Source organism: Acinetobacter sp. V102_4, assembly GCF_031799005.1.
GTDB lineage: Bacteria > Pseudomonadota > Gammaproteobacteria > Pseudomonadales > Moraxellaceae > Acinetobacter > Acinetobacter calcoaceticus.
The window spans coordinates 241,446-264,564 of record NZ_JAVQNR010000038.1 but is presented as its reverse complement, the minus strand read 5'-3'; the positions used below and the strand labels follow the sequence as shown (position 1 = coordinate 264,564).

The window sequence follows — 23,119 nt, the reverse complement described above, 5'->3', positions numbered from 1 at the left end:
ATTACCTGATACTCCTGATAAAATCATATCTATATAATTAATTTCCTTAAATATTGTTATCCATAATTGAATTTTTTAGAAAAATCTTTTATTTTTTAAAGTAATAACGAATATTATGTAAATATAAAGATAGGTTTGTTCATAATCGGTTCAACTAAAGTAGTCGAATATTTTAAGGATATAAGAATGTTAGCATTAGTTACAGGCGCTTCTGCGGGTTTTGGTTATAGTATTTCAAAAAAACTGATTGAGTTAGGTTATAAAGTTATTGGCTGTGGAAGACGAGCAGAAAAACTAAAAGAATTACAGCAAGAGCTTGGTGAAAAATTCTATCCGCTCGTATTTGATATGACAGATACAGTAGAAAATATAAATAAAGCATTGGTTGATTTACCAGCCGAATTTCAAATCAGTCAAATTGATTTATTGGTCAATAATGCGGGTTTGGCATTAGGCCTAGAGCCAGCAGATAAATCAGATTTGGATGATTGGTACACCATGGTAGATACCAATATTAAAGGATTGATTACTGTTACGCGGTTAATTTTACCGAATATGGTGAAGAAAAAGTCCGGTTTAATCATCAATATGGGATCAATTGCAGGTACATACCCATATCCGGGTGGTAATGTTTATGGTGCAACCAAAGCATTTGTGGAGCAATTTAGTTTAAACCTTCGAGCTGATCTATCAGGTACAGGCATCCGAATAACTAATATTGAGCCAGGTCTTTGTGGTGGTACAGAATTTTCTTTGGTGCGCTTTAAGGGCGATCAGGAAAAGGTAAATAGTTTGTATGATAAAAAGAACCCAATCTTGCCTGAAGATATTGCAAATACGGTAGCGTGGGTCGCATCACAGCCTCCACATATTAATATTAACCGTATTGAAATTATGCCGACTTCTCAGTCTTTTAATCCTTTAAAAGTTGTTGAAGTAGAGTAATAAGATTCAGAATGAACCTATAGTGAGTTTATAGATGCTATGTCCTTTGAATTTTGATTCGGACATTGAATGAAACTAAGTAGATTAATAATTAAATCCTCTATGTCGTCATAGGGGATTTTTTATAGTTATGGGTAAATTTATAGCAAAAAAAAGCCCGCTTTAATGCTGCGGGCTTTTTAGTATTTGGCTCTCCCACCTGGGCTCGAACCAGGGACCTGCGGATTAACAGTCCGTCGCTCTACCGACTGAGCTATGGGAGAATCTGCATGCGATTATAAGGAGATTTTGAGAAGGGTCAAGTGAAAATCGCCATGTTTCCTTCATTTTTGTGTTGTATGCTTTTTATTTGATCAGTTGGGCGGTGAGCTGAGAAATTACTTGCGCTTTAAAAATCCAATTGCTAGATTCAAAACAGAACAAGCGTTTGAAGAAATTCAAACAGTGTGGATTTAAACCAACTTGCCAGCACTAAAATGGCTAAATCGGAGATAAGTATGAAAACACTTACTGTTGCCTCTATTTTTTCTAATTTTGATTTTTATCAACGCAATTATCTTAATATCTTAAGTCGATCAGACTCTTATTACACATCTGTAGAGGGTGCGTCGATTGATGCTTATCCTTTTAAAAAGCAGGACTTGTACTTAGGTGATTTATTACAGCTTTGGTTCAGTTCTAAATGGAATGTGCATAGTTCACTAAAAGTTTTAAAGTGTTCAAAAGTATTAGATCAATCTAAACCCCTATATATTTTTCAATTAGAAGGGGAGTTACTGCTGGGCAAAAATAAAGTTCTAGCTTGGTCTACTGAACATCAAGAAGTTATAGAACTTCAACTTAAAAATATTTGGGCACCTTATATAGTGGCGCAAACCTGTGATCGTCCAGATAATCCAGATTACTCAATAAAAAAGGCAGCGGTTTAAGGCTGCCTCTTATGACTATGGGCGAATAATCATGCAGGTTGCTGTTGCATATGCATAAAGTTTACCTTCTTCATCAATAATTTTACCTTCAGAAATACCCAAATTTTTGCTTATATTAATGACTTTACCTGTTGCAATTAAAGGATGGTTCTTCGGAATAGGGCGGCACATTTTTACATTGAGATCGATGGTTCCATAGCCTACGCCAGCAGGTAGCATGCTGTGTACAGCACAGCCAGTCACAGAATCTAAAACTGTAGCAGCAAAACCACCATGTACCCCACCTAATGGGTTGAGATGGTTGTGATCTGCCTGAGCTTTGAACGTAACAGATCCTTCTGAAATTTCAGTAGGCTGCATAGGGATAGTTTTACTAATACTTGCTGCTGGAATCTGGCCATCAATCATCGCTTGTAAAAATTCAAGACCAGTCATTTCCGTAGGATTTATCATTTTCGAGTCCTTTAATTTTATAAGTTCTTAAATAGAACTTAGATTTAAATTATGATGTAAAAGTACTATTGTCAAGTTAGAAAAATGAAGTGATAAGTTCAGTTATAGTTTACAAACTTGTAAATTTTAATTAGACAGAATATTTTATTAAATTAAAAATATAAAACTTATCAATGGGAAATAATAATGAACGGTCAATGTTTATGTGGTAAGACTACATTTGAGGTAGAGCTAAAAAATCATGATGTGCATGTTTGCCATTGTTCGATGTGCCGCCGACAAACCAGTGGTGTTATTATGACGATTGATGTTGTACAAGGCAGTCTAAAGTTTATTCAACAAGAGCATCTGAGTATTTTTAACTCTTCCGAATGGGGAGAAAGAGGCTTTTGCAACGCTTGTGGAACTACAATTTTTTGGAGAACTAAGGATCAAGGCTACTGCAACATTAATGCATTTTCTTTAGATGAACCTGTAGATGACTTAAAGTTGGATCTGGAAATTTTTATTGATTCAAAACCCGATTTTTATACTTTTCAAAATGATACAAAGAAATTGACTGAGGCTCAGGTCGCTGCGTTATTTAACCTATAATAATTTTAATTATAAAAAAGGGCCTCAATTTTGAGGCCCTTTTAATTTTTACAGATTATTTCGCAGCTTTTTCAGCTTCGATTGAAGCAATTGCAGCATCTACGCCTTCAATTGAGTCAGCAGCTTTTTTGATACGTGCTAACGCATCAACGAGCACTTCGTCAGCTGTTGCATATGAAATACGCATAAAACCGCCTAAACCAAATGCATCACCAGGCACTACTGCTACACCAGTTTCTTCTAGTAACCATTCAGAGAATTCTGTGCAAGATTTTAAGCCTTTTGCACGAATAAGAGGGCGAATGTTTGCATAGGCATAGAAAGCACCGTCAGCAGGCAAGCAAGAAATTCCTTTGATTTCATTCAAGCCGTTTACGACTAAGTCATGACGGCGTTTGAACGCTTTAATCATTGGTTGTAAAACGTCTTGAGGACCATTCAATGCAGCTTCAGCAGCAACTTGTGAAATAGAAGTTGGGTTTGAAGTTGATTGAGACTGGATTTTTTTCATTGCGCCAATGATTTTTGCTGGGCCGGCTGCATAGCCAATACGCCAACCAGTCATTGCATATGCTTTAGAAACACCATTTAAAACAATCGTGCGATCATATAAATCTGGAGCAACAGTTGCGATGTTGTAGAACTCATCTTCCCAACGAATTGGTTCATACATATCGTCAGATGCAACAAACACTTGTGGATGGCGACGTAATACTTCAGCTAAAGCTTCTAATTCAGCTTTGCTATAGATCATACCTGTCGGGTTAGATGGGCTGTTTAATACAACTAAACGAGTGTTAGGAGTAATAACCGCTTCTAATTGTTCAGGAGTAATTTTAAAACGTTGGTCTTCACCACATTTCACAATGACAGGAGTACCTTCAGCAATAATGACCATATCTGGATAGCTTACCCAGAAAGGTGCTGGAATGATAACTTCATCGCCTTTGTTTAATAGAGCAAGTGCCAAGTTAAAGAAGCTTTGCTTACCACCACATGAAACCAAAATCTGATTCGCTTGATAATCAAGATTATTATCACGCTTAAATTTAGCAATAATTGCTTTTTTTAATCCAGGAGTACCATCTACAGCCGTATATTTGGTGAAACCATTATTAATCGCTTCAATTGCAGCATCTTTGATGTGTTGCGGGGTATCAAAGTCTGGTTCGCCAGCACCTAAACCAATCACGTTCTTGCCAGCAGCTTTGAGTTCAGCAGCTTTGTTGGTTACAGCAAGTGTAGGGGACGGTTTGATGGCATTGACACGATCAGAAAGACGTACGTCCACGGCAATATTCCTCTTATGGGATTAAAAAATAAAAAGCATACTATCTTATCGCAAAAATTAAGTAATTTGCGGATGTGAACCTTTTCAGATGTAAAAAAGTTTAGTTTGGTAATCATCTTAAGCAAGATTTATTCAATTGAAGCTTTTTTAGAAAGAAATGAGAAAATCATTTATAATAGGTCGCAATCGAAATTTCGAGAATGAATCATGACTGAGCAACAGCCAAAACAGAAAAAGGCTTTGGTGAAATTGCCATTCCCAATGCCGAATGATAGCAATGCAGCCGACGACGCGGTACACAACCAAGTGCGTCCAAAACCAGAGCAATACGCAGATAGAACGTGGATGCCTCCGCGTGGTACTCGTCGTTCTATGGGAAAACGCTAATCTCGAAAACAGGCAATATGCCTGTTTTTTTTATTGATTAAATAAAATTTCCTGATAATAGCTTTTTTTCTTTTGGTACATGTGATGGTCAGCTCGCTTCAACATGTCCTCAATTTGTTCATTTGCTTGAGTTGTTGCATGTCCAATTGCAATGCTAATTGGGTGGCTTGAATAATATTGATTGTCGATATTAAAAAGCTCTTGGATGGTTTGAAGCATAATTAGAACATTCGCCTCATCTGCCCCCGGCATTAAAATCACGAATTCATCGCCACCTATTCTAGAAGCCGTATATGCTGTATTTAAAATAGCCTGACTTAAAATATTTCCGACGCGGCGTAATAAGCCATCCCCAATATCATGACCAAACTGATCATTTGTTTCTTTTAATCCATTCATATCTAAGAAAATTGAAGAAACAGGTCGGATAATACTTCGGTTTAAACGATTAAGTTCCTCTGTAAAAAAAGCGCGATTATATAGTTTGGTCAGGACATCATGCTGCCCCAAATATTCAAGATAGTTTTCCGCTTTTTTCCGCGCGGTAATATCGGTAAGTGCAACCTGTACCAGTCCCCAAGTGTCTTCATAACCCGGAAAAACGGTAAATTGAAGCAATACATTTCTTATTTGCCCATCTAAGGCATAGTTAATCGCTTCACGCTTATGATGAATATTACCTTGCCATAATTCGATGAGTTGTTCTCGAAAGGTTTCAATCATCTCTTCAGCAAAAATCTTATGTGTATTTCTTAAAAGGGTCGATTTATCAGGAGCTTTAAATAAATCAAGAGTTGCCTGATTAACATCTAAAATCAGAATATCTTCTACACACTGACGAACAAATTCAGGATGGACATCTAGAAAAGTTCTAAAATCTTCAATACCTAATAACCTGAGTTGATCAATTCTATTTTTTATGCGGCTGAAATCTTCGACCCAGAGAGAGGTGGGTGAATAGATAAACATTGACTCAGCTAATCGACGATTTTTTGCTTCCTCACGAAGTGCATTTTGATAGGGCGTAATGTCTTCGGTGGTAATTAATACACGCTCAAAGGTCGATTCAGAGCCGGGTAAAATAGAACCTCTTAGCTGAACATCAATACGTTTGCCTGATAAGGTGTAATTTACAGTCGTACTTGAAAAGTGAGTTTTACCATTCCATAGTTCTTCAAGTTCATGAATATGTGATTCGAACATTTCTTTTTTAAAAATAAGATTTAAATTCGAATATAGCTCTTCGTGAGTTTTGGCTTCAAAAAGTTCTAATGTTTTTTGATTAACACGAACGATTTTAATTTTATGTGCACATTCACTGATTAAGTTTTTATTTTCACTTAAAAATTCATGGAGGTTTTCAATACCTTGATTTCTCCATAAATCAAATTGTTGTTTAACTTCACTGAAATCCTCAATCCACATTGGAATTGGGCTAAGGTCAAAAATTGAAGAATCTAAAGTTTCCATATGTTTCTTTAAGTATTCAGTTTGCCTTAAAGTATAATGAGAAAAATTAAGATTTGGGAAGCTAAAGAACTTAAATCTATTAGAATAATTAAAAATATAAAGATTAAATATAAGTAAAAATAAAATAATGAGAAAGCAGATATTATCTGCTTAGCTCATAAATTTATAAGAAAAATTAACGATTAATAGGGTGGTCAATATTCTTTTCACCACGCCAGAGTTTGATAAAGTCTTGCTCGTCAAAATCGTAAAGTTCCATGAGTGCAACCACTGCACTTACAAAAATCATGGCGCCCTCAGAGTTTCCGTGCAGGTCAAAAATTTTACCATTGAGCTTTCCTAAAATATCACTCAGCTCATGATCACGGCCTCGGCCATAACGATCCCGAGGGTATAGCTCTTCATTTAAAACAATAAGAGCAATGGCTTTTTCAGCACTTGATAAATCTGTTTTATCTAAGGCTTCTTCAAAAGATTCACTTCCATGATTAAAGTAAAAAATAACTTCATCATTAATGAAACTTTTCACCATCTTTTGGGTTAATGTCGGAAATTCAGAAACTGCATTATCTTCAACATACGGTTTAAAAGATTCTGGAAAGATAACGTTTTGATGGATATCTTTAAACAGTGGTGCAATTTCAGAAACTTTATAACCTGCGATGCCACAACCTAAAGCCGTGACAAAATATTTCATTTTAGGATGATTTTTTGCATATATTTTAAAATCTTCAACATAGTGCTCAATCTGTGAAAGAGGCATTTGTTGAATATGTTCATTTAAGGTGGGAATTGCAAAGCTTTGACCAGCCCAGCCGCGACCTACACCTTCAACTGCTCCGAAGTGTTGACTGGCAACGCGTGCTGCACCGCTACCGTGCTGTCCAGCAAGGTTACTTCCAAATACAAAAACTGTATCTTCGGGAAGTTCGGTTACAATACTTTCATCATGATATTGATAGGTCATGGTTATGCTTTTTATTTAATGGATAGCTTCATGTTGCAACTGATTAGGGTATTGGTCAAGTGTTAAGATGCTTAATCTTTTACATTGAATTTCCAACTCAATTTGCACTTTAAATTAAGATAAAAATCCCCATTAATGAGGGAGACGTTAAATTCAATTTTTTCATAAAGAGAGATAACTTTGAACGAAAATCAACCTTTCGATTTGGTCACTCATTATCAGCCAGCAGGTGATCAGCCACAGGCAATTGAAAAGCTGGTCAATGGTATCGAGCATGGTTTTCGTAATCAGTTATTGCTAGGGGTAACGGGCTCAGGTAAAACCTATACCATGGCAAATGTGATCGCTCAAACACAGCGACCTACAATTGTGATGGCCCACAACAAAACTTTGGCTGCCCAGCTTTATGGTGAGTTTAAATCTTTCTTCCCTAATAATGCGGTTGAATATTTTGTAAGTTATTACGATTATTACCAACCAGAAGCTTACGTTCCATCTTCGGATACGTTTATTGAAAAAGATTCAGCCATTAATGATCACATTGACCAGATGCGCTTATCAGCAACACGAGCTTTATTAGAACGCCGTGATGCAATTATTGTGGCATCGGTTTCTGCAATTTATGGTTTGGGTGATCCGAATGCTTATATGCAAATGTTGCTGCATGTGGTTGAGGGCGACCGAGTAAGCCGCGATGAAATCATCCGCCGATTGGTTGAAATGCAATATACGCGTAATGAACTTGAATTTTTACGTGGTACTTATCGCATTCGCGGCGAAATTATTGATATTTTCCCAGCGGAATCTGATCAACATGCGATTCGTATTGAACTATTTGATGATGAGGTCGATTCAATCCGTTGGTTTGACCCGCTAACTGGGAAAATGGTTCGTAAAGTTTCTCGGATAACGATTTATCCGAAAAGCCACTATGTAACACCAAAAGATCATTTGACCCGTGCTATCGATACAATTAAAGATGAATTACAAGATCAGCTCAAATTCTTCCGTGAACATGACAAATTGCTTGAAGCACAACGTATTGAGCAACGGACACGTTACGATCTGGAAATGATGCAACAGTTGGGTTATACCAATGGTATCGAAAACTATTCGCGTCATTTGTCAGGACGCCCGTCTGGTGAAGCACCGCCGACTTTATTCGACTATATTCCAGAAGATGCTTTGCTCATTATTGACGAATCACACGTTACCGTTCCGCAAATTGGAGCGATGTATAAAGGTGACCGGTCACGTAAAGAAAACTTAGTGAATTATGGGTTCCGTTTGCCAAGTGCGCTTGATAACCGTCCAATGAAATTTGAAGAGTGGGAGCGTATTGTACCGACGACCATTTTTGTAAGTGCAACACCTGCTAAATATGAATTAGAAAAGTCAGATCAAATCGTTGAACAAGTGGTACGTCCAACAGGTCTAATCGACCCTGAAATTGAGATTCGTCCTGTCTTAACCCAAGTAGATGATGTTCTTTCTGAAATTAATATTCGTAAGAACTTGAATGAACGGGTATTAATTACCACTTTAACAAAGCGTATGGCAGAAGACCTGACTTCTTATTTAAAAGAATATGGTGTTAAGGTCGCTTATCTCCACTCAGATATTGATACGGTTGAGCGCGTTAAAATTATTCATGAACTACGTACCGGTGTATTTGATGTTTTAGTCGGTATTAACCTGTTGCGTGAAGGTCTGGATATGCCGGAAGTTTCTTTGGTTGCTATTTTAGATGCAGATAAAGAGGGCTTTCTACGTTCGGAACGTTCACTCATTCAGACGATTGGTCGTGCTGCGCGTAATGTGAAAGGTAAAGCAATTTTATATGCTGACCGAATTACCGATTCTATGCAAAAAGCAATAGACGAGACTGATCGCCGTAGAGCCAAACAAATTGAATTTAATGAGTTGCATGGTATTACACCGCGTAGTGCTGTTCGTCAGGTTGTCAAAGAAATTGACTCGGGTGAGGTACTTTCAGACGACGAGATTGATGAAAAAGTACTTGAACAAGCACAAGCATTGAGTGCCGATGAAAGACATATTCTTTCAGATCCTAAACTGTTTAGTAAACATATTACTAAGCTTGAAAAAGATATGTTAAAGGCCTCGAAAGATTTACAGTTCGAGCAAGCAGCGCGGATACGTGATGAAATCATTCGATTAAAAGCGCAAATGTTGCAATAAACGAATACATAACGCTACATAATGTGTTTAAAAAACAAGCTACTGTAGATGTTTGGGTTCTTTTGTATTCACAACTAATCGTTGAGGGCAACAATGGCATTTCGAAATAATGTTCCGCAAGCCAGTTGGCGTTTGGCTAAAATTGCGTTGGGCGGTGTTGTTTTGGCTGGTTTAGCTGTTGGAACGTATGTCTATGCTCAGCCGAAACCTTTGCAAACCGTTTATAAAGTTGAACTGGACCGATATTTAGGTGTCTGGTATGAAGTCGCCCGTAAGCCTGCTTTTTTTCAAAAAAAATGTGCTTATAACGTATCTGCAACTTACACCTTAAATGAAAATGGAAATGTGGTTGTAGATAATCGCTGTTATGACAATAGAAAACAATTACAGCAATCTATTGGTGAAGCCTTTGTCGTAAATCCGCCATATAACACGAAATTGAAGGTGAGTTTCTTACCTGAAGCTGTGAGATGGATTCCAGTCATTCGTGGAGATTACTGGATTTTAAAAATAGATGAAGACTATCAAACTGTTTTAGTAGGAGAACCTTCTCGTAAATATCTTTGGGTGTTATCAAGAACACCTCATCCTGAACAAGAAGTGGTTGATGAATATCTAAATTATGCAAAAACATTAGGTTTTGATATTCGCGATATTATTCATACAGAACATAAAGAATAGCTGTAGATGTCTGATTAATAAAAAACCATGTTTTTACATGGTTTTTTCTTTTTTATAGTGGATAAATCAAGTATTGTGGTGAGCTGTTTTTACTAAAGTCTAAGAGGGTGATGATGTTTAAGGGCGTGAGCTTGTCTGTCATGGCATCTATCACTTTTGGTGTACTTTATTTTTATACTCAGTTGTTAAGTCAGCTTGATAGTGAACAGACTTTTGGATGGCGGATTATTGCAACATTACCAGTTCTCACTTTGTTTATGTGGTGGAGCGGTGATTTAGGATATATAAAAAATATCTACCAACGTATTTTGGCAAAGCCATCTTTATTATTGTTATTAATCACAACCTCTGTTTTAACTTCAGTACAACTTTGGCTGTTTTTATGGGGGCCAATGCATGGGCGTGGCCTACAAGTATCTTTAGGCTACTTTCTATTGCCGCTTGTTCTTGTCTTGGCTGGAAGTGTGCTGTATGGCGAAAAAATATCAAAATTTCAATGGGTCGCAATTATTCTTGCAGTCATTGGAGTGGGCCATGAGATCTGGCGTTTAGGAAGTATTGCTTGGGAAACTGCACTGGTTGCAGTTGGCTATTCTGCCTACTTTTTATTACGTAAGACCATTAAAACAGACAATTTAGGCGGCTTTTGGTGGGACTTAGTCATTATTCTGCCGATTGCGATTTATTTGACCCATACGGGTTTACTCCCTTATAGCAAATTTATAGACCAACCGAGTCTTGCTTTGGTCATTGTTGGGCTTGGAATTTTAAGTGCTATTGGTTTAGGAAGTTATATTCTGGCAAGTCGCTTTTTACCATTAGTCGTGTTTGGACTTTTAGGATATTTGGAACCTGTATTACTTGCTTTAGCTTCTTTAGTTTTAGGGGAGAGTATTGGCCAAGAAGAATGGTTTACTTATATTCCGATCTGGTGTGCAGTATTTGTACTCGTGTTAGAAGGCGCAGTTCACCTTTATCAGCAACGTCAAAAAGCCAAAAATTTGCAGCTAAACATCGCAAAATATCAAAAAAGATTAAAAAATGATGCTCAGGATTAGAGCATCAGAATCTAAAAAGTAAGAAAAAGCAAAAATTTAGCTGCTTTAAACAATAAAATAATAAAAAATAATTATAGGTATTTTATGAATTTATGATGAATTTTAGGAAAATCTAATCACTAACGTCAGCTTTTGATTCATTCTTGCCAATAATTCCATTACAATTACGGGGGTTAAAAAATCACGCCTAGATATAATTAATTAGAGGACGTATCTGTGAGCAAAGACACTATCATCGCCCTGCATGCTGAACACCAAGGCCGTTGGAAAAACCGTGAAGAAATCGCGGAACGTATGATTGCATTAATCGGACAATTATACCGTGAAAAAAATATTGTCGTATCTGTTTACGGTCGCTCTTTAATTAACCGTTCTGTTATCCAAATTTTGAAAACTCACCGTCGTACACGTGTTGTAGACGTTGAGCTTTCTGTTGTAAATACATTCCCAATTTTAGAAGCTTTAGCTAAGCTTGAAAATATTGGTTCTGCAGAAGTTGATATCGGTAAACTTGCTGTTGAATATAAAGAAAAAGGCGGTGATGTTGATGCTTTTGTTGCTCAAGCAGTTGAGTCAATTAAAGGTAGCGCAACTTCTGAACAACCTAAAGATGTCGTTCTTTATGGTTTTGGTCGTATTGGCCGTATCTTGGCTCGTTTAATCATTAGCCAATCAGGTCTAGGTCGTGGTTTAAGCCTTAAAGCAATTGTTGTGCGTAAATCTTCTGATGGCGATTTAGCAAAACGTGCTTCTTTACTTCGTCGTGACTCTATTCATGGTACTTTCGCTGGCACAATCGCTGTTGATGAAGAAAACGAAGCAATCATTGCGAATGGTAACTTCATTAAAGTGATTTATGCGTCTAGCCCAAGTGAAGTTGACTATACTGAATACGGTATTTCAAATGCACTTTTAATCGACAATACTGGTAAATGGCGTGATGCTGAAGGTCTAAGCCAACACTTGAAATGCCCAGGCGTTGCACGTGTTGTATTGACTGCACCAAGTAAAGGCGAAATGAAAAACGTTGTATTTGGCGTAAACAACACAGATATCTTAGATGAAGACAAAATCATCTCTGCTGCAAGTTGTACAACAAATGCAATTACTCCAATTCTTAAAGTATTGGATGACAAATATAAAGTTCTTAATGGTCATGTTGAAACTGTTCACTCATTTACAAATGACCAGAACTTGATTGATAACTACCATAAAGCAGATCGTCGTGGTCGTGCTGCTACTTTAAACATGGTAATTACAGAAACTGGTGCAGCTAAAGCAGTTGCTAAAGCATTACCTGCATTAAAAGGTAAGTTAACTGGTAACTCTGTACGTGTTCCTACACCAAACGTATCTCTTGCTATCTTGAACTTAACGCTTGATAAAGAAATTGATCGTGAAGAAGTGAACGAATACATTCGTCAAATTTCAATTAACTCTAGCCTTCAAGGTCAAATTGGTTATACCAACTCGACTGAAGTTGTATCGAGTGACTTTATCGGTTCTCGTACTGCTGGTGTATATGATGCGCAAGCAACTATTACTTCTGGTAACCGTTTAACTGCTTATGTTTGGTACGATAACGAAGTAGGTTATAGCTGTCAGGTATTACGTATCGCTGAACAAATGTGCGGCGTAAGCTACAAAAAAATCCCAGCAGAATTGAATGCTTAAGATCATTTAACGATCTATAAAAGATTTTCACAAAAAGACCCAGTTTAGACTGGGTTTTTTTACAACCGTACAAAATATATGCTGACTATTTTTTGTAAATAAATGAGAATATAAATTAAGGAAAAAAAGAAAATAGTAAGGGATTAGAATTGTCGCAGTTTAAACGTTTGTTGGTCGTTTTTATATTCATCATTATTGCCAATTTATGTGGTGTACTCATTGCAATATGGGTGTTTAAGCATTTTAATATTTATATTCCATTGAAGAATCAGGCAGTTGCTATTGACTTGCAAGAACCCCTACAGGTTAAAGTTAAAGTACAAGATGCTTTAAATGTGGATGTAAAAGGACGGGTAAATGCCAGTATTCCAATTGATGAGCAATTAAATATTCCATTAACACAAACGTTAACTCCACGTGTTTATTTCGATAATATGGTGCCCATTAGCACAACAATTCCTGTCAAAGAAGTATTAAAAGTTGAGCAAAATTTACCAATTGATACGAAGGTTCAAGTCAGAGTTTTGGGGCGTGATATTACCTTACCGTTAAAGGGATCAATTCCATTAAAACTTGATGTTCCAATTGATATTAATGTTCCGCTAGAGCAAAAGGTTCATTTGAAATTTGATGCGCCAGTGCGGACAGTATTAAAAGAAAATTTACATATTCCTCTGAAAGCAAGATTAGATACAAATATTCCAATTGAGGGTAATTTGAGTGTCCCTGTTAAAACAGCGCTAAATGCTTCGGTTGATGTGAAAAATACTTTACCTGTGAAGATTGCAAATGGTGAGTTAAAAATCCCTCTGTCCAGTATGCGATTAAATCGGGTATTAGGTTCAGAAACGTCGCAGACGACAGCTGATCAATAGGGTGGATGGTAATGTTTCGTTCACTCAAGAGTATGCTCATCAGTTTCATTTTAATGATGATACTTGCCGCTGTTATGTTTTGGGTATATCTCAATATTCAGGCAAATGTAGTGGTTTCGGCTCATAACGCAGATATTAGTTTACCTGACTCTTTAGAAACAAAGATTCAAGTTGGCAACACTTTGCAAGTCCAATCTATTGGTAAACTTGATACAACATTGGATATAGACCGCCAACTGACTTTACCGCTGAAAGGGAAATATTTAGCAGATATCAGTTTTGCTATAGAGACGCCTGTTACAGTAAATGTTGATTACACAACGACTCTAAAAATTGATCAGGTCATGCCTCTGGAAACAACTACAGATTTAATTTATCAAAATAAGTTGTTACCTAAATTTCCACTTAAACTTGATATTCCCATAAAGTTAGATGTGCCTTTTCAGTTAAAGCGTAGTTATACCATTCCGATTAAAATTGTTTTTGATGGTCCTGTTTATTTTGAATTTGATGAGCCAGTAAATTTATCGGTTAAACATCAGTTTAAACCAAGTCTACAAGTGAATGATCCTATGGAAATGGGGAATGTCTCTTCATTTAATGCCATTATGTATAATTCGGTTCCAAAAACAAAAGCAAATCTTGATATGCAAATGACCTTACCTCTACGGAATGTTCATCCTTAAAAATTAAATAGTCATCCTGCATTTTATTTTCAATTTAGGCTGTATTTGTGGATCTAAAATGCTTCTGATGACTTAAATATAAAAACAGATCGTTATAAATAGGAATTGTCCCATTTTATATTCGAGAATTTTATGAAAATATGGCAGAATAAGCGGTTTTAGAGTTTTTAGAGGATTGGCAGATGCGCTTTGTTGATGAAGCAGTCATTACCGTAGAGGCTGGCGACGGTGGCAATGGCGTAGCCAGTTTTCGCCGTGAAAAATTTGTACCATTTGGTGGCCCAGATGGTGGTGATGGCGGACGTGGTGGAAGTATCTATATTCAAGCTGATGATGATACGAGTACGCTAGTCGATTACCGTTACACACGTAAGTTCCGTGCTGAGCGCGGAAAGAATGGTGCAGGCGCTAACTGTACCGGACGTGGTGGTGAAGATGTGGTTTTAAAAGTACCCGTTGGTACAACAATTGTTGATACAGATTCAGGCGATATTATTGGCGATTTGGTTGAAGATGGCCAAAGAATTCTGGTTGCAGGTGGTGGTGACGGTGGTTTGGGGAATACCCACTTTAAATCATCAACTAACCGTGCTCCGCGTAAATGTACGACAGGTATAAAAGGTGAATTTCGTGAAATTCGCCTTGAATTAAAAGTATTGGCAGATGTTGGTTTATTGGGCATGCCAAATGCTGGTAAATCAACCTTTATTCGTGCTGTAAGTGCTGCAAAACCAAAAGTGGCAGACTATCCATTTACAACCATGGTTCCAAACCTAGGTGTAGTAGATGCTGACCGTCATCGTTCATTTGTAATGGCCGATATTCCTGGGTTGATTGAAGGTGCAGCAGAAGGTGCAGGTTTGGGAATTCGTTTCCTTAAACATCTGGCACGTACGCGTATCCTTTTACACATTATTGATGTGCAGCCAATTGATGGTTCAGATCCGGCGCATAATGCAAAAGCAATTATGAACGAGTTAGTTAAGTTTTCACCTACTTTGGCTAAACTACCAGTTGTTTTAGTACTGAATAAACTTGATCAGATTGCTGAAGAAAGTCGTGAAGAGTGGTGTCAGCATATTCTAGATGAACTAGAGTGGACTGGGCCTGTCTTTAAGACATCGGGCTTATTAAGTGAAGGAACGAAAGAGGTGGTGTATTACCTAATGGATCAGCTTGAACAACAACGTGAACGCGAAGTTGAAGATCCTGAATATGCAGCAGAAGTAAAAGCTTTCCGTGAACAACTAGAAGTTGAAACACGTGAACAAACCATTGCGGCAAAAGAAGCATATCGCGCTATGCGTCGAGCACAACGTCTTGAAGGCATGTTAGGCGATGATGATGATTTTGACGATGATGAAGACGACAATGATGTAGAAAGCGTCTACGTTCGTGACTAGAAAACCGAGGAAAACATGATAGAAGTGGTCGATGGGCAACGTCAGCTCAGTGAGTGTAAACGAATCGTTGTTAAAATCGGATCATCTTTACTCACAGCCAATGGGCAAGGTTTAGATTTGGATGCTATTTCGCATTGGGCGAAACAGATTGCAGATCTACACAATGCCGGACACGAAATTATTTTAGTGTCTTCTGGAGCTGTGGCTGAAGGTATGGTTCGTATGAAGCTTGCGAGTCGACCCACCGATCTACCCAGTCTACAAGCCTGTGCTGCGATTGGGCAGATGGGTTTAATTCATACTTGGTCTAGTGTGCTTGAAGAACATGGTATTCGTACTGCTCAGGTTTTACTGACACACGATGACCTGGCGGACCGCCGTCGTTATTTAAACTCATGTGATGCTTTGCAAAACTTGATTGATTGGCGTGTGATTCCGGTCATTAATGAAAATGATACGGTATCTACCGATGAGATCCGTTTTGGTGATAACGATACTCTAGCTGCGATGGTTGCAGGTCAGGTTCATGCAGAATTGCTGATCATTTTAACGGATCAGCAGGGTATGTTTGACTCAGATCCACGTCATAACCCTGATGCTAAGCTACTCTCTACTGTTCGTGCCATGGACGATGTTTTATTCGAAATGGCTGGCGGTGGCGGTGTGCTTGGCAGAGGGGGTATGGTGACTAAAGTTCGTGCCGCACGTTTAGCTGCTAAGTCGGGTTGTCCAACGCTCATCGCAAGTGGTGAAAGTGATAATGTCTTGTCACGTGCGATGGCGGGTGAAATGTTAGGTACGTTGTTTACGACAGATAAAGATCGTATGACTGCTCATCAACAGTGGCTCGCTGCTCATTTACAGACAGCAGGCCGTCTTGTAATTGATGATGGTGCTATTGAAGCGATTAAATTGAAACATCGCAGTTTACTCCCTGTTGGGGTTAAAACTGTTGAAGGACATTTTGATCGTGGTGATGTGGTTGAATGTGTCGATAAACAAGGTAAACGTATTGCAGTGGGGCGAGTGAATTTTAGCTCGCGATCTGCTGAGATTATTAAAGGTTTAGCCTCTGATAAGGTTTATCAAGTGCTTGGTGAAGCTCGTTCACTTGAAATGATTCATCGTGATCATATGGCGATTTACTAGATTGTTGTAAAATTAAAAAAGCTCGCTTTATGCGAGCTTTTTTTCTGGTGTTAAACGAGGTAAAACACGATCTTCACCCACCATATATGGGTGTGTCGCGAGACTCAACATATCTAGGTCTTCCGAGCTATTACCGTAAGCATAAATTTGATGATAATGCTGTAGCGTATATTGCTGATGTACTCTTAATTTCTTTTGTTCACTACTACAATCTGGGGTGGAGTAGTAACCCGTCACTATGCCGTTTTTAATTTGAGTTTCAGTACAAATTAATTCGATATCTAGTAACTTGCACAGTGGGGCAAGGTAGACATCAATTGAAGCCGAAACCAGTACGACCCGATCACCACGTAACTGGTGGTGCTGTAACTGTGCGAAAAGTTCAGGTGAGAGTGCAGAGACTAGCTCTTGTGCGTATTCTTCACCTAATCTTTGCAGTTCAATTGCGGAGGTATCTTTGAACATGCTGCGAAATAACTTGGCACGCATCGCATGGGCTGGATAAAAATTAAGATAGTAGGCTTGAATCCATGGCAGAATTTTCAAGCCTTGTTTAACGATGTGACGCTTAGACAAAGCATAAAAGATGAACCCTGTAAAACTGTCTTTGCTACACAAGGTTCCATCAAAATCGAACAGGGCGAGACTTTTTATAGTCTTATTCGTTTCGCTCGTTGCATACATGATTCATATCGTCCGTTTACGCGGGTTGCATACCAGTTGGTATTATAGTCACGACTTAATTTTGGCCCAGAAATAACGACTTGCGGCATAATTGCATAGATAGGTTCTTTACCTGTCTTCGTTTTATAAAGTTTAGTCAGGGCAATATAGGTTTGTGTACTTTCAAACTTTTTCTCTTTTTCTAATTTAAGATCATCACGAATTTGTCTTGGCGTAACTAATACATTATTTTTTGCAAATACGGTAATCAGTTCTTTTTCTGACTGGCTCTGAGTCGGGCGCGGATCGCCATCTTTTGTGTAAAGAAGTAGATCACCATCAAGACTTATTTCTGTATCTGTTAGGTCCTTTAACATGCTTTGAAAAGCAGCATTACGGCTAGAATACATGCCTGAGTTATAGTCTGCAAATCGATAAATGGCTTTATCATAATTAGCTGGATAAACCATTAAACGATGTATGCCGTAATATAAACCGCCATATTCAGTATATAAGTCATCACGAAGTGCAGCAGTATTCATGCTTGAACGTTTATTGGCTTTTGCGTAGTTAATATGGACTTGCATAGAACCTAGGGTCGTAATAGGGTTCATTTTCTCGCCAATATCTTGACCAACCAATTTAGCTGCACCCGTTAATGCGCTCACATGATAATGCTTAGCCATGAAGTCGAAAATTTCTCGGTAAAGTAAGTCGAGTTCTTTTTCGGTTTTAACCTTACGCATTTGACTCATATAGTTATTATCAGGAGAAGGCTGAGTTTTTAGCACTTCTTCAAAATAACCAGCAATTGTTCCACCAACGGTTTTGCCAAGCTTATCTTCAAATTTTTCATTTAAACGCGTACTAACTTCTTCAACTGCTTTTTGGCCTAACCCAGGCACTTGAGGATTTGCAACGAAGTTCGACTCTTGATCGACAACCGCAATAATACTGCAGACATTTTTCTTATTTTTTGGAATATCCAGTTCTTTCATAATGTCGTCAATATCTTTTGCCCAAGACTCACGATCATTCACACGTGATGGAATTAGACGTTTAATCTGTTTGCTTTCTAGTTCAGGCTCATCATTGTTTGACCACCAAGCTTTATCACCACAAGCAGCTAAACTCATGCACACGGCGACCATACCGAATGATTTTAATAAAAAACGGGAAGACAACGGTTTGTTCATGGCGAGGAAAGCACCTGCATAAAAAGATGAGCCGATCAAGCGGATGAAGTATACTATGTTGATCATCAATTGTATGAATATATATGTATATTGGTCCCTATCAACTGTCAAATAATTTAATCGTTGCTCCTATGGCTGGAGTCACTGACCGTCCATTTAGAACGCTCTGTAAGTATTTTGGCGCAGGCCATGCAGTCAGTGAAATGATGACTGCCGATAAGACTTTGCAGATGAGCAAGAAAAGCCTCTACCGTGCAAATTTTGATGGGGAACTTGCTCCGATTTCTGCACAAATTGCTGGTTCTGATCCTGAGCAGTTAGCTGAGGCCGCACGTCATCAAGTGGCAAATGGCGCCCAAATTGTTGATATTAATATGGGATGTCCTGCCAAAAAAGTATGTAATAAACTTGCCGGTTCAGCTTTATTACAAGATGAAGATTTGGTGGCACGAATTCTTGATACGGTGGTTGCTGCTGTTGATGTTCCTGTTACCTTAAAAACCCGATTGGGCTTTTTAAATGGTCAAGAAAATATTTTAAGAGTAGCAAAAAGAGCAGAAGAGGCGGGAATTGCTGCACTAGCCTTACATGGTCGTACACGTGAAGACATGTATTTAAATACAGCACGCTATGATTTGATAAAACATGTCAAAGAATTAATCAATATCCCACTTATTGCAAACGGTGATATCGATAGCCCTGAAAAAGCTAAATATGTGCTCGACTATACAGGGGCTGACGCGATTATGATTGGTCGCGCTGCTCAAGGCCGACCATGGATTTTTCGTGAAATTGCTCATTATTTAAAAACTGGAGAGCACTTAGCCGCACCTAATATTGAAGAAGTGAAGCAGGTGTTATTGGGACATTTATCAGAACTTTATCAATTTTATGGTGAATATTCTGGCTGCCGTATTGCCCGTAAACACATTGCTTGGTACACAAAAGGATTACGTTCAAGTAACGAATTCCGCCAAAATATGTATAAAGTTGAAAGTACAGCTGAGCAAGCAATAGTAGTTGAAAACTATTTTAATCAGTTATTGGCTGAAGGTAATTTGATGAGCGATGTCCAAGTCGAGCAAATTAATTTATTGCAAACTCATTAAATAAAAAAGCCAGTATCTTCACTGGCTTTTTAAGGTCTTACTCATCTTCTAATATTTCTACCACTAACTGGTTAATCAGGTCAGCAGCATCTAGTTCTCTTATTTGCGATACATTACTACCTGCCCAAAAAGCACCATATCCATAGTCTTGATATTTACTTGCAATCGCATTTAATTGCTTGGCTAAATCATAGGTATATGGATATTCTGGTTGAGGAGGGCGATTGGGTAAATCAATTTGTGTATGCCAGTGGTTCAATAGACCACGGGCTGGACGACCAGAAAGACTCGCACTAATTTGTGTTACTGGTTCATTAAATAAAGCTTTACGATATTCAACAGATGCATTGGATGATCGACATTGAACAAAAGCGGTCCCCAGTTGAACAGCCGCAGCACCTAAGCTCAACATATGCCGCGCTTGTGCTCCATTCATAATCCCACCGGCGGCCACGACAGGCAACTTGCAGTGTTTTACAATAAGCTGCACTAAATCGCTAGTTTTTATTGCTGCATCAAAGGTTTTATTAAAGATTCCTCGATGTCCACCTGCTTCAATACCTTGAGCAATAATAATATCAATACCAGCTGCTTCAATGGCTTGTGCTTCAACTAAATTGGTAGCAGAAACCATAGTGATAATTCCGGCATCTTTTAACGCCTGAATTTGATGGGGATGAGGAATGCCAAAATGAAAACTGACCGCTTTAGGTTTCGTTTCTAGTACTACATTTAAAAAGTCATCGTTATCAAGAAAACTTGGATAAATGCATTTTAAATTTTGAGGAGGTTGCTCGCCAAACTTTTCAAACTGTGGACGTAAATATTCAATCCATTGTGCTGAAGTTTGAGGATTAAGTTGTTCGGATTGATGGCAGAAAAAATTAACTTGAAATGAGTTTTCTGTGAGTTCTTGAGTTTTTAAAATCTGTTCGCGTGCACTTTGAGCCGTATTTGCACCTAATCCTAATGATCCAAGCCCACCTTGGTTAGAAACTTCGGCTGCAAGTTGAGGGGTAGACACACCTGCCATGGGTGCAAGAAAAATTGGATGTTTAATTTCAAGTTGTTGTAACAGGGTCATTTTATTCACCTCATTTCTTTCCCTTCACCATAACGTGAAATCAGAACCAAGAGCAAATAATATTGGGCATTTAGTTTTTAAATATTTATTCCTTGATGTTTAATAAGTTACTCTTTTTTAAAGAGGAGTAACATGAAACAAAGAGCCGATCCAGCTTGAAAATGCCATCGCCAGAATACCCCATAACGTAATACGTAAACTGCCTTTGAGTTTAGACGTTCCAGCAAAATGGCTTGAGAGAGCTCCTAAAAAAGCTAATGAAATAATGCCAAATATTAAAACCATTTTTTCGACCCATATGTCTGGACTAATTAAAATAGCTAACATGGGGAATAAGGCACCAAATGAAAATGAACTGGCTGATGCAAGAGCTGCTTGAATCGGATTTGCTGCTGTATTTTCATGGATACCTATTTCATCACGTGCGTGAGCACCTAAAGCATCATGACTGGTGAGTTGTATGGCAACTTGCCTTGCTAAATCAGGTGCCAAACCTCTTGATATATAAATTTGGGTGAGTTCATCTAGTTCCCTTTGCGGGTGTTTTTTAAGTTCTTGTGCCTCAAATTTTAAGTCAGCTTTTTCAATATCTTCTTGAGATTTTACAGAAATATATTCTCCGGCTGCCATGGAGGTTGCACCGGAAATTAAACCTGCAATGCAGGCAATAAAAAGAGTATGAGCAGACGCCCCACTTGCAGCCATTCCCATAATTAAGCTAGTAACAGAAATAATCCCATCATTAGCCCCTAAAACGGCTGCTCTTAACCAACCTGAACGGTGAATAAAATGATGTTCGGGATGTTGGGAGAATGACATAACTTTTCCTAATTCTAGTTATAAATTTTTATCTTATCCTATAAGATTATTTACAATAATACGATTAAAAAATGTGCCATTATAGGAAAAACAATCAGATAAGAACTTTTTAAGGATAATATAAAAGGAGATAAAATGAATGACTTATGGAACCAGCTATCACACCTAAATAGGGTAATTTACGAGTTTAATTATAATATTTATTGATTAAATTTTAATTTTATTTCTACGAATAGATTCTATCCACTTTACTCTAGAGGTCTCAATGAATAGCAAAACAATAAAATCTCTAACACGTTCCTTTATCGTTATCGGTTCGATTTATCCTGCTTTAGGCTTTTTAACTATTGAGACTACATTTGCCCAAGAGATTGTTAATCAAGAATATAAACCCGGTAATCCGATTTATGATAAATGGGACCAATTTTATAAAATTGAGAAGACTCAACCAGAGAATGCTGAGAAATTATTACTCGAACTTGGAGAGATGACTCCACAAGATATTAAGGTGTGGAAAAGCTTAACCTATTTGCAGATTAGATTAGGTAAACAAGACGCCGCTTTGCAAAGTCTAAGAAAAGCAGAGGCATTAGATCCAGCAGATGATACTTTAAAACTACAAGAAGCCTATCTACTCAATTCTCAAAAAAATAATAAAGAAGCTTTGGTAGTTTTCAAGGAACTTACACAATCTAAAGATGCTGATATTGCCAATAAAGCCACACAAGCCGTAAAAAATCTGAGTGGAGGGGGGGTTAAAACTTATTTCCGTGATGTTTATTTTGCACCTTCATATGAGTCACGTTATGACGATGTAATTTTCCCACTTAAAGCCCGTTATGGTAAGAACTTTGATAATGGCCGAGCACAAGTGTATGGCTTTTTAAACTTAAACCGTGACACTCAATCTCAAGGCGGGGTGCGTCCTGAAATTATTGATGAAAATGCAGTGACGCTAGGGATAGGTGCTAATTATCAACCTTGGACTTCAATCCCTGTACGTGCATATCTAGAAGTTGGCGGAAGTTACGATCTGATTGACCGCAATAGAGATAAATTTCGTGAAAGTGTAGTTGGTGGCGTTACGGGTTATAAAGAGTGGAATTCTCAAAATAATTGTAATAATTCACTTTGCTTTAATGATTACTTCACCGACTTATATGGCAATGCTGCGACCTATTCTAGGGAAGATTATAATGTTATTGGGGATTTACGCCTACGCACAGGCTTAAATGTATATAAAGGTGAGAATGGAACTGTGCAGGCTTATGTAAAATTGCATGGTTTAGCTGATAGTAAGGATGAATATTACAATAATTTATTCGAATATGGCCCAGGTATTTCATGGCAGCCTTTTAATTATCAACCTATAAAATTACGTGTTGAACGACTATATGGCAATTACTTTAAAGATGTGCCAGTAAATACAAAAGATCATTACAACAATACTCGCGTCGAACTCGTTTTTTATAAGGATTTCTAAA

22 protein-coding genes, 1 tRNA gene and 1 pseudogene are annotated in these 23,119 nt (G+C 37.9%); 15 read left to right on the top strand and 9 right to left on the bottom strand.

All coding sequences use genetic code 11. The annotated features are described in order from the left end of the window. The first annotated feature begins 186 nt into the window (after nt 1-186). Nucleotides 187-945 carry an SDR family oxidoreductase gene (locus RMB13_RS10855; protein WP_205468685.1) on the top strand — a complete coding sequence of 253 codons (759 nt, stop codon included), beginning with the start codon at nt 187-189 and terminating at the stop codon, nt 943-945. A 187-nt stretch (nt 946-1,132) separates the two neighbouring features. On the opposite strand, the gene RMB13_RS10850 is transcribed toward RMB13_RS10855, so the two are convergent. Further along, nucleotides 1,133-1,208: transfer RNA gene (locus tag RMB13_RS10850), tRNA-Asn, on the bottom strand. A gap of 52 nt (nt 1,209-1,260) precedes the next feature. Here RMB13_RS10850 and RMB13_RS10845 point away from each other — a divergent pair. Next, nucleotides 1,261-1,401, top strand: a pseudogene (locus RMB13_RS10845) (hypothetical protein); the annotation flags it as partial. Nucleotides 1,402-1,442: 41 nt separating this feature from the next. Continuing rightward, nucleotides 1,443-1,874 carry a hypothetical protein gene (locus RMB13_RS10840; RefSeq protein WP_311085247.1) on the top strand — a complete coding sequence of 144 codons (432 nt, stop codon included), beginning with the start codon at nt 1,443-1,445 and terminating at the stop codon, nt 1,872-1,874. A 15-nt stretch (nt 1,875-1,889) separates the two neighbouring features. Here the strand turns inward: RMB13_RS10840 and RMB13_RS10835 are convergent, their stop codons facing one another. Continuing rightward, the gene (locus RMB13_RS10835) at nt 1,890-2,327 is read right to left on the bottom strand and encodes a PaaI family thioesterase (RefSeq protein ID WP_005038906.1); all 438 of its coding nucleotides are present in this window, start codon (nt 2,325-2,327) and stop codon (nt 1,890-1,892) included. Between the two features lie 186 nt (nt 2,328-2,513). Between RMB13_RS10835 and RMB13_RS10830 the strand changes: the two genes are divergently transcribed. Beyond that, a complete protein-coding gene (locus RMB13_RS10830; protein WP_311085246.1) occupies nt 2,514-2,921 on the top strand; it encodes a GFA family protein in 408 nt (135 codons plus the stop codon). 55 nt (nt 2,922-2,976) lie between these two features. On the opposite strand, the gene RMB13_RS10825 is transcribed toward RMB13_RS10830, so the two are convergent. Beyond that, nucleotides 2,977-4,212 (bottom strand): pyridoxal phosphate-dependent aminotransferase, encoded by a 1,236-nt coding sequence (locus RMB13_RS10825; RefSeq protein ID WP_311085245.1) that lies wholly within the window; start codon nt 4,210-4,212, stop codon nt 2,977-2,979. Between the two features lie 207 nt (nt 4,213-4,419). Between RMB13_RS10825 and RMB13_RS10820 the strand changes: the two genes are divergently transcribed. Continuing rightward, nucleotides 4,420-4,599, top strand: a complete 180-nt coding sequence (locus RMB13_RS10820; RefSeq protein WP_045429644.1) for a hypothetical protein — start codon at nt 4,420-4,422, stop codon at nt 4,597-4,599. A 30-nt stretch (nt 4,600-4,629) separates the two neighbouring features. On the opposite strand, the gene RMB13_RS10815 is transcribed toward RMB13_RS10820, so the two are convergent. Both RMB13_RS10815 and RMB13_RS10810 read right to left on the bottom strand, forming a co-directional pair. Continuing rightward, on the bottom strand, nt 4,630-6,069 hold the full coding sequence (locus RMB13_RS10815) for a sensor domain-containing diguanylate cyclase (protein ID WP_311085244.1): 1,440 nt from the start codon (nt 6,067-6,069) through the stop codon (nt 4,630-4,632). Between the two features lie 175 nt (nt 6,070-6,244). Beyond that, a complete protein-coding gene (locus tag RMB13_RS10810; protein WP_311085243.1) occupies nt 6,245-7,036 on the bottom strand; it encodes a hypothetical protein in 792 nt (263 codons plus the stop codon). Nucleotides 7,037-7,216: 180 nt separating this feature from the next. Here RMB13_RS10810 and uvrB point away from each other — a divergent pair, with 180 nt between their 5' ends. The 8 genes from uvrB to proB all read left to right on the top strand — a co-directional run bounded on the left by uvrB (nt 7,217) and on the right by proB (nt 16,764). Next, nucleotides 7,217-9,238 carry an excinuclease ABC subunit UvrB gene (gene uvrB / locus RMB13_RS10805; RefSeq protein ID WP_005038916.1) on the top strand — a complete coding sequence of 674 codons (2,022 nt, stop codon included), beginning with the start codon at nt 7,217-7,219 and terminating at the stop codon, nt 9,236-9,238. Nucleotides 9,239-9,331: 93 nt separating this feature from the next. Next, nucleotides 9,332-9,919 (top strand): lipocalin family protein, encoded by a 588-nt coding sequence (locus RMB13_RS10800; protein WP_005038917.1) that lies wholly within the window; start codon nt 9,332-9,334, stop codon nt 9,917-9,919. Between the two features lie 110 nt (nt 9,920-10,029). After that, nucleotides 10,030-10,977: an EamA family transporter RarD gene (gene rarD, locus RMB13_RS10795; RefSeq protein ID WP_311085242.1), complete on the top strand. Its 948-nt coding sequence runs from the start codon at nt 10,030-10,032 to the stop codon at nt 10,975-10,977. Between the two features lie 216 nt (nt 10,978-11,193). Then, a complete protein-coding gene (locus tag RMB13_RS10790; RefSeq protein WP_003650341.1) occupies nt 11,194-12,651 on the top strand; it encodes a glyceraldehyde-3-phosphate dehydrogenase in 1,458 nt (485 codons plus the stop codon). Between the two features lie 149 nt (nt 12,652-12,800). Then, nucleotides 12,801-13,526 (top strand): hypothetical protein, encoded by a 726-nt coding sequence (locus tag RMB13_RS10785; protein WP_004643644.1) that lies wholly within the window; start codon nt 12,801-12,803, stop codon nt 13,524-13,526. 11 nt (nt 13,527-13,537) lie between these two features. Then, entirely contained in the window at nt 13,538-14,212 is a 675-nt protein-coding gene (locus RMB13_RS10780) for a hypothetical protein (RefSeq protein WP_003650344.1), read from the top strand. A gap of 182 nt (nt 14,213-14,394) precedes the next feature. Further along, nucleotides 14,395-15,615, top strand: coding sequence for an Obg family GTPase CgtA (gene cgtA, locus RMB13_RS10775; RefSeq protein WP_003650347.1), 1,221 nt, complete (start codon nt 14,395-14,397; stop codon nt 15,613-15,615). Nucleotides 15,616-15,630: 15 nt separating this feature from the next. Next, nucleotides 15,631-16,764 carry a glutamate 5-kinase gene (gene proB, locus RMB13_RS10770; RefSeq protein WP_005038923.1) on the top strand — a complete coding sequence of 378 codons (1,134 nt, stop codon included), beginning with the start codon at nt 15,631-15,633 and terminating at the stop codon, nt 16,762-16,764. A 27-nt stretch (nt 16,765-16,791) separates the two neighbouring features. Here proB and RMB13_RS10765 read toward each other — a convergent pair whose 3' ends face one another. Both RMB13_RS10765 and RMB13_RS10760 read right to left on the bottom strand, forming a co-directional pair. After that, entirely contained in the window at nt 16,792-17,448 is a 657-nt protein-coding gene (locus RMB13_RS10765) for an HAD-IB family hydrolase (protein WP_005038925.1), read from the bottom strand. Next, nucleotides 17,415-18,623: a DUF1615 domain-containing protein gene (locus RMB13_RS10760; RefSeq protein WP_026056191.1), complete on the bottom strand. Its 1,209-nt coding sequence runs from the start codon at nt 18,621-18,623 to the stop codon at nt 17,415-17,417. Before RMB13_RS10760 ends, RMB13_RS10765 begins: the two co-directional genes overlap by 34 nt. 83 nt (nt 18,624-18,706) lie before the next feature. Here RMB13_RS10760 and dusB point away from each other — a divergent pair, with 83 nt between their 5' ends. Beyond that, nucleotides 18,707-19,732, top strand: a complete 1,026-nt coding sequence (gene dusB / locus RMB13_RS10755) for a tRNA dihydrouridine synthase DusB (RefSeq protein ID WP_017391860.1) — start codon at nt 18,707-18,709, stop codon at nt 19,730-19,732. Nucleotides 19,733-19,769: 37 nt separating this feature from the next. Here dusB and RMB13_RS10750 read toward each other — a convergent pair whose 3' ends face one another. Further along, nucleotides 19,770-20,816, bottom strand: coding sequence for a nitronate monooxygenase (locus tag RMB13_RS10750; RefSeq protein ID WP_311085241.1), 1,047 nt, complete (start codon nt 20,814-20,816; stop codon nt 19,770-19,772). Nucleotides 20,817-20,933: 117 nt separating this feature from the next. Then, on the bottom strand, nt 20,934-21,635 hold the full coding sequence (locus RMB13_RS10745) for a VIT family protein (protein WP_311085240.1): 702 nt from the start codon (nt 21,633-21,635) through the stop codon (nt 20,934-20,936). 265 nt (nt 21,636-21,900) lie between these two features. Between RMB13_RS10745 and RMB13_RS10740 the strand changes: the two genes are divergently transcribed. Next, nucleotides 21,901-23,118 carry a hypothetical protein gene (locus RMB13_RS10740; RefSeq protein ID WP_311085239.1) on the top strand — a complete coding sequence of 406 codons (1,218 nt, stop codon included), beginning with the start codon at nt 21,901-21,903 and terminating at the stop codon, nt 23,116-23,118. Nucleotide 23,119: the final 1 nt, after the last annotated feature.

Bases quoted from the DNA above. Each gene is read 5' to 3' on its own strand.
- RMB13_RS10855 (WP_205468685.1), top strand. From the start codon at position 187: ATGTTAGCATTAGTTACAGGCGCTTCTGCGGGTTTTGGTTATAGTATT.
- RMB13_RS10840 (WP_311085247.1), top strand. From the start codon at position 1,443: ATGAAAACACTTACTGTTGCCTCTATTTTTTCTAATTTTGATTTTTAT.
- RMB13_RS10835 (WP_005038906.1), bottom strand. From the start codon at position 2,327: ATGATAAATCCTACGGAAATGACTGGTCTTGAATTTTTACAAGCGATG.
- RMB13_RS10830 (WP_311085246.1), top strand. From the start codon at position 2,514: ATGAACGGTCAATGTTTATGTGGTAAGACTACATTTGAGGTAGAGCTA.
- RMB13_RS10820 (WP_045429644.1), top strand. From the start codon at position 4,420: ATGACTGAGCAACAGCCAAAACAGAAAAAGGCTTTGGTGAAATTGCCA.
- RMB13_RS10815 (WP_311085244.1), bottom strand. From the start codon at position 6,069: ATGGAAACTTTAGATTCTTCAATTTTTGACCTTAGCCCAATTCCAATG.
- RMB13_RS10810 (WP_311085243.1), bottom strand. From the start codon at position 7,036: ATGACCTATCAATATCATGATGAAAGTATTGTAACCGAACTTCCCGAA.
- RMB13_RS10800 (WP_005038917.1), top strand. From the start codon at position 9,332: ATGGCATTTCGAAATAATGTTCCGCAAGCCAGTTGGCGTTTGGCTAAA.
- rarD (WP_311085242.1), top strand. From the start codon at position 10,030: ATGATGTTTAAGGGCGTGAGCTTGTCTGTCATGGCATCTATCACTTTT.
- RMB13_RS10780 (WP_003650344.1), top strand. From the start codon at position 13,538: ATGTTTCGTTCACTCAAGAGTATGCTCATCAGTTTCATTTTAATGATG.
- cgtA (WP_003650347.1), top strand. From the start codon at position 14,395: ATGCGCTTTGTTGATGAAGCAGTCATTACCGTAGAGGCTGGCGACGGT.
- proB (WP_005038923.1), top strand. From the start codon at position 15,631: ATGATAGAAGTGGTCGATGGGCAACGTCAGCTCAGTGAGTGTAAACGA.
- RMB13_RS10765 (WP_005038925.1), bottom strand. From the start codon at position 17,448: ATGTATGCAACGAGCGAAACGAATAAGACTATAAAAAGTCTCGCCCTG.
- RMB13_RS10760 (WP_026056191.1), bottom strand. From the start codon at position 18,623: ATGAACAAACCGTTGTCTTCCCGTTTTTTATTAAAATCATTCGGTATG.
- dusB (WP_017391860.1), top strand. From the start codon at position 18,707: ATGTATATTGGTCCCTATCAACTGTCAAATAATTTAATCGTTGCTCCT.
- RMB13_RS10750 (WP_311085241.1), bottom strand. From the start codon at position 20,816: ATGACCCTGTTACAACAACTTGAAATTAAACATCCAATTTTTCTTGCA.
- RMB13_RS10745 (WP_311085240.1), bottom strand. From the start codon at position 21,635: ATGTCATTCTCCCAACATCCCGAACATCATTTTATTCACCGTTCAGGT.
- RMB13_RS10740 (WP_311085239.1), top strand. From the start codon at position 21,901: ATGAATAGCAAAACAATAAAATCTCTAACACGTTCCTTTATCGTTATC.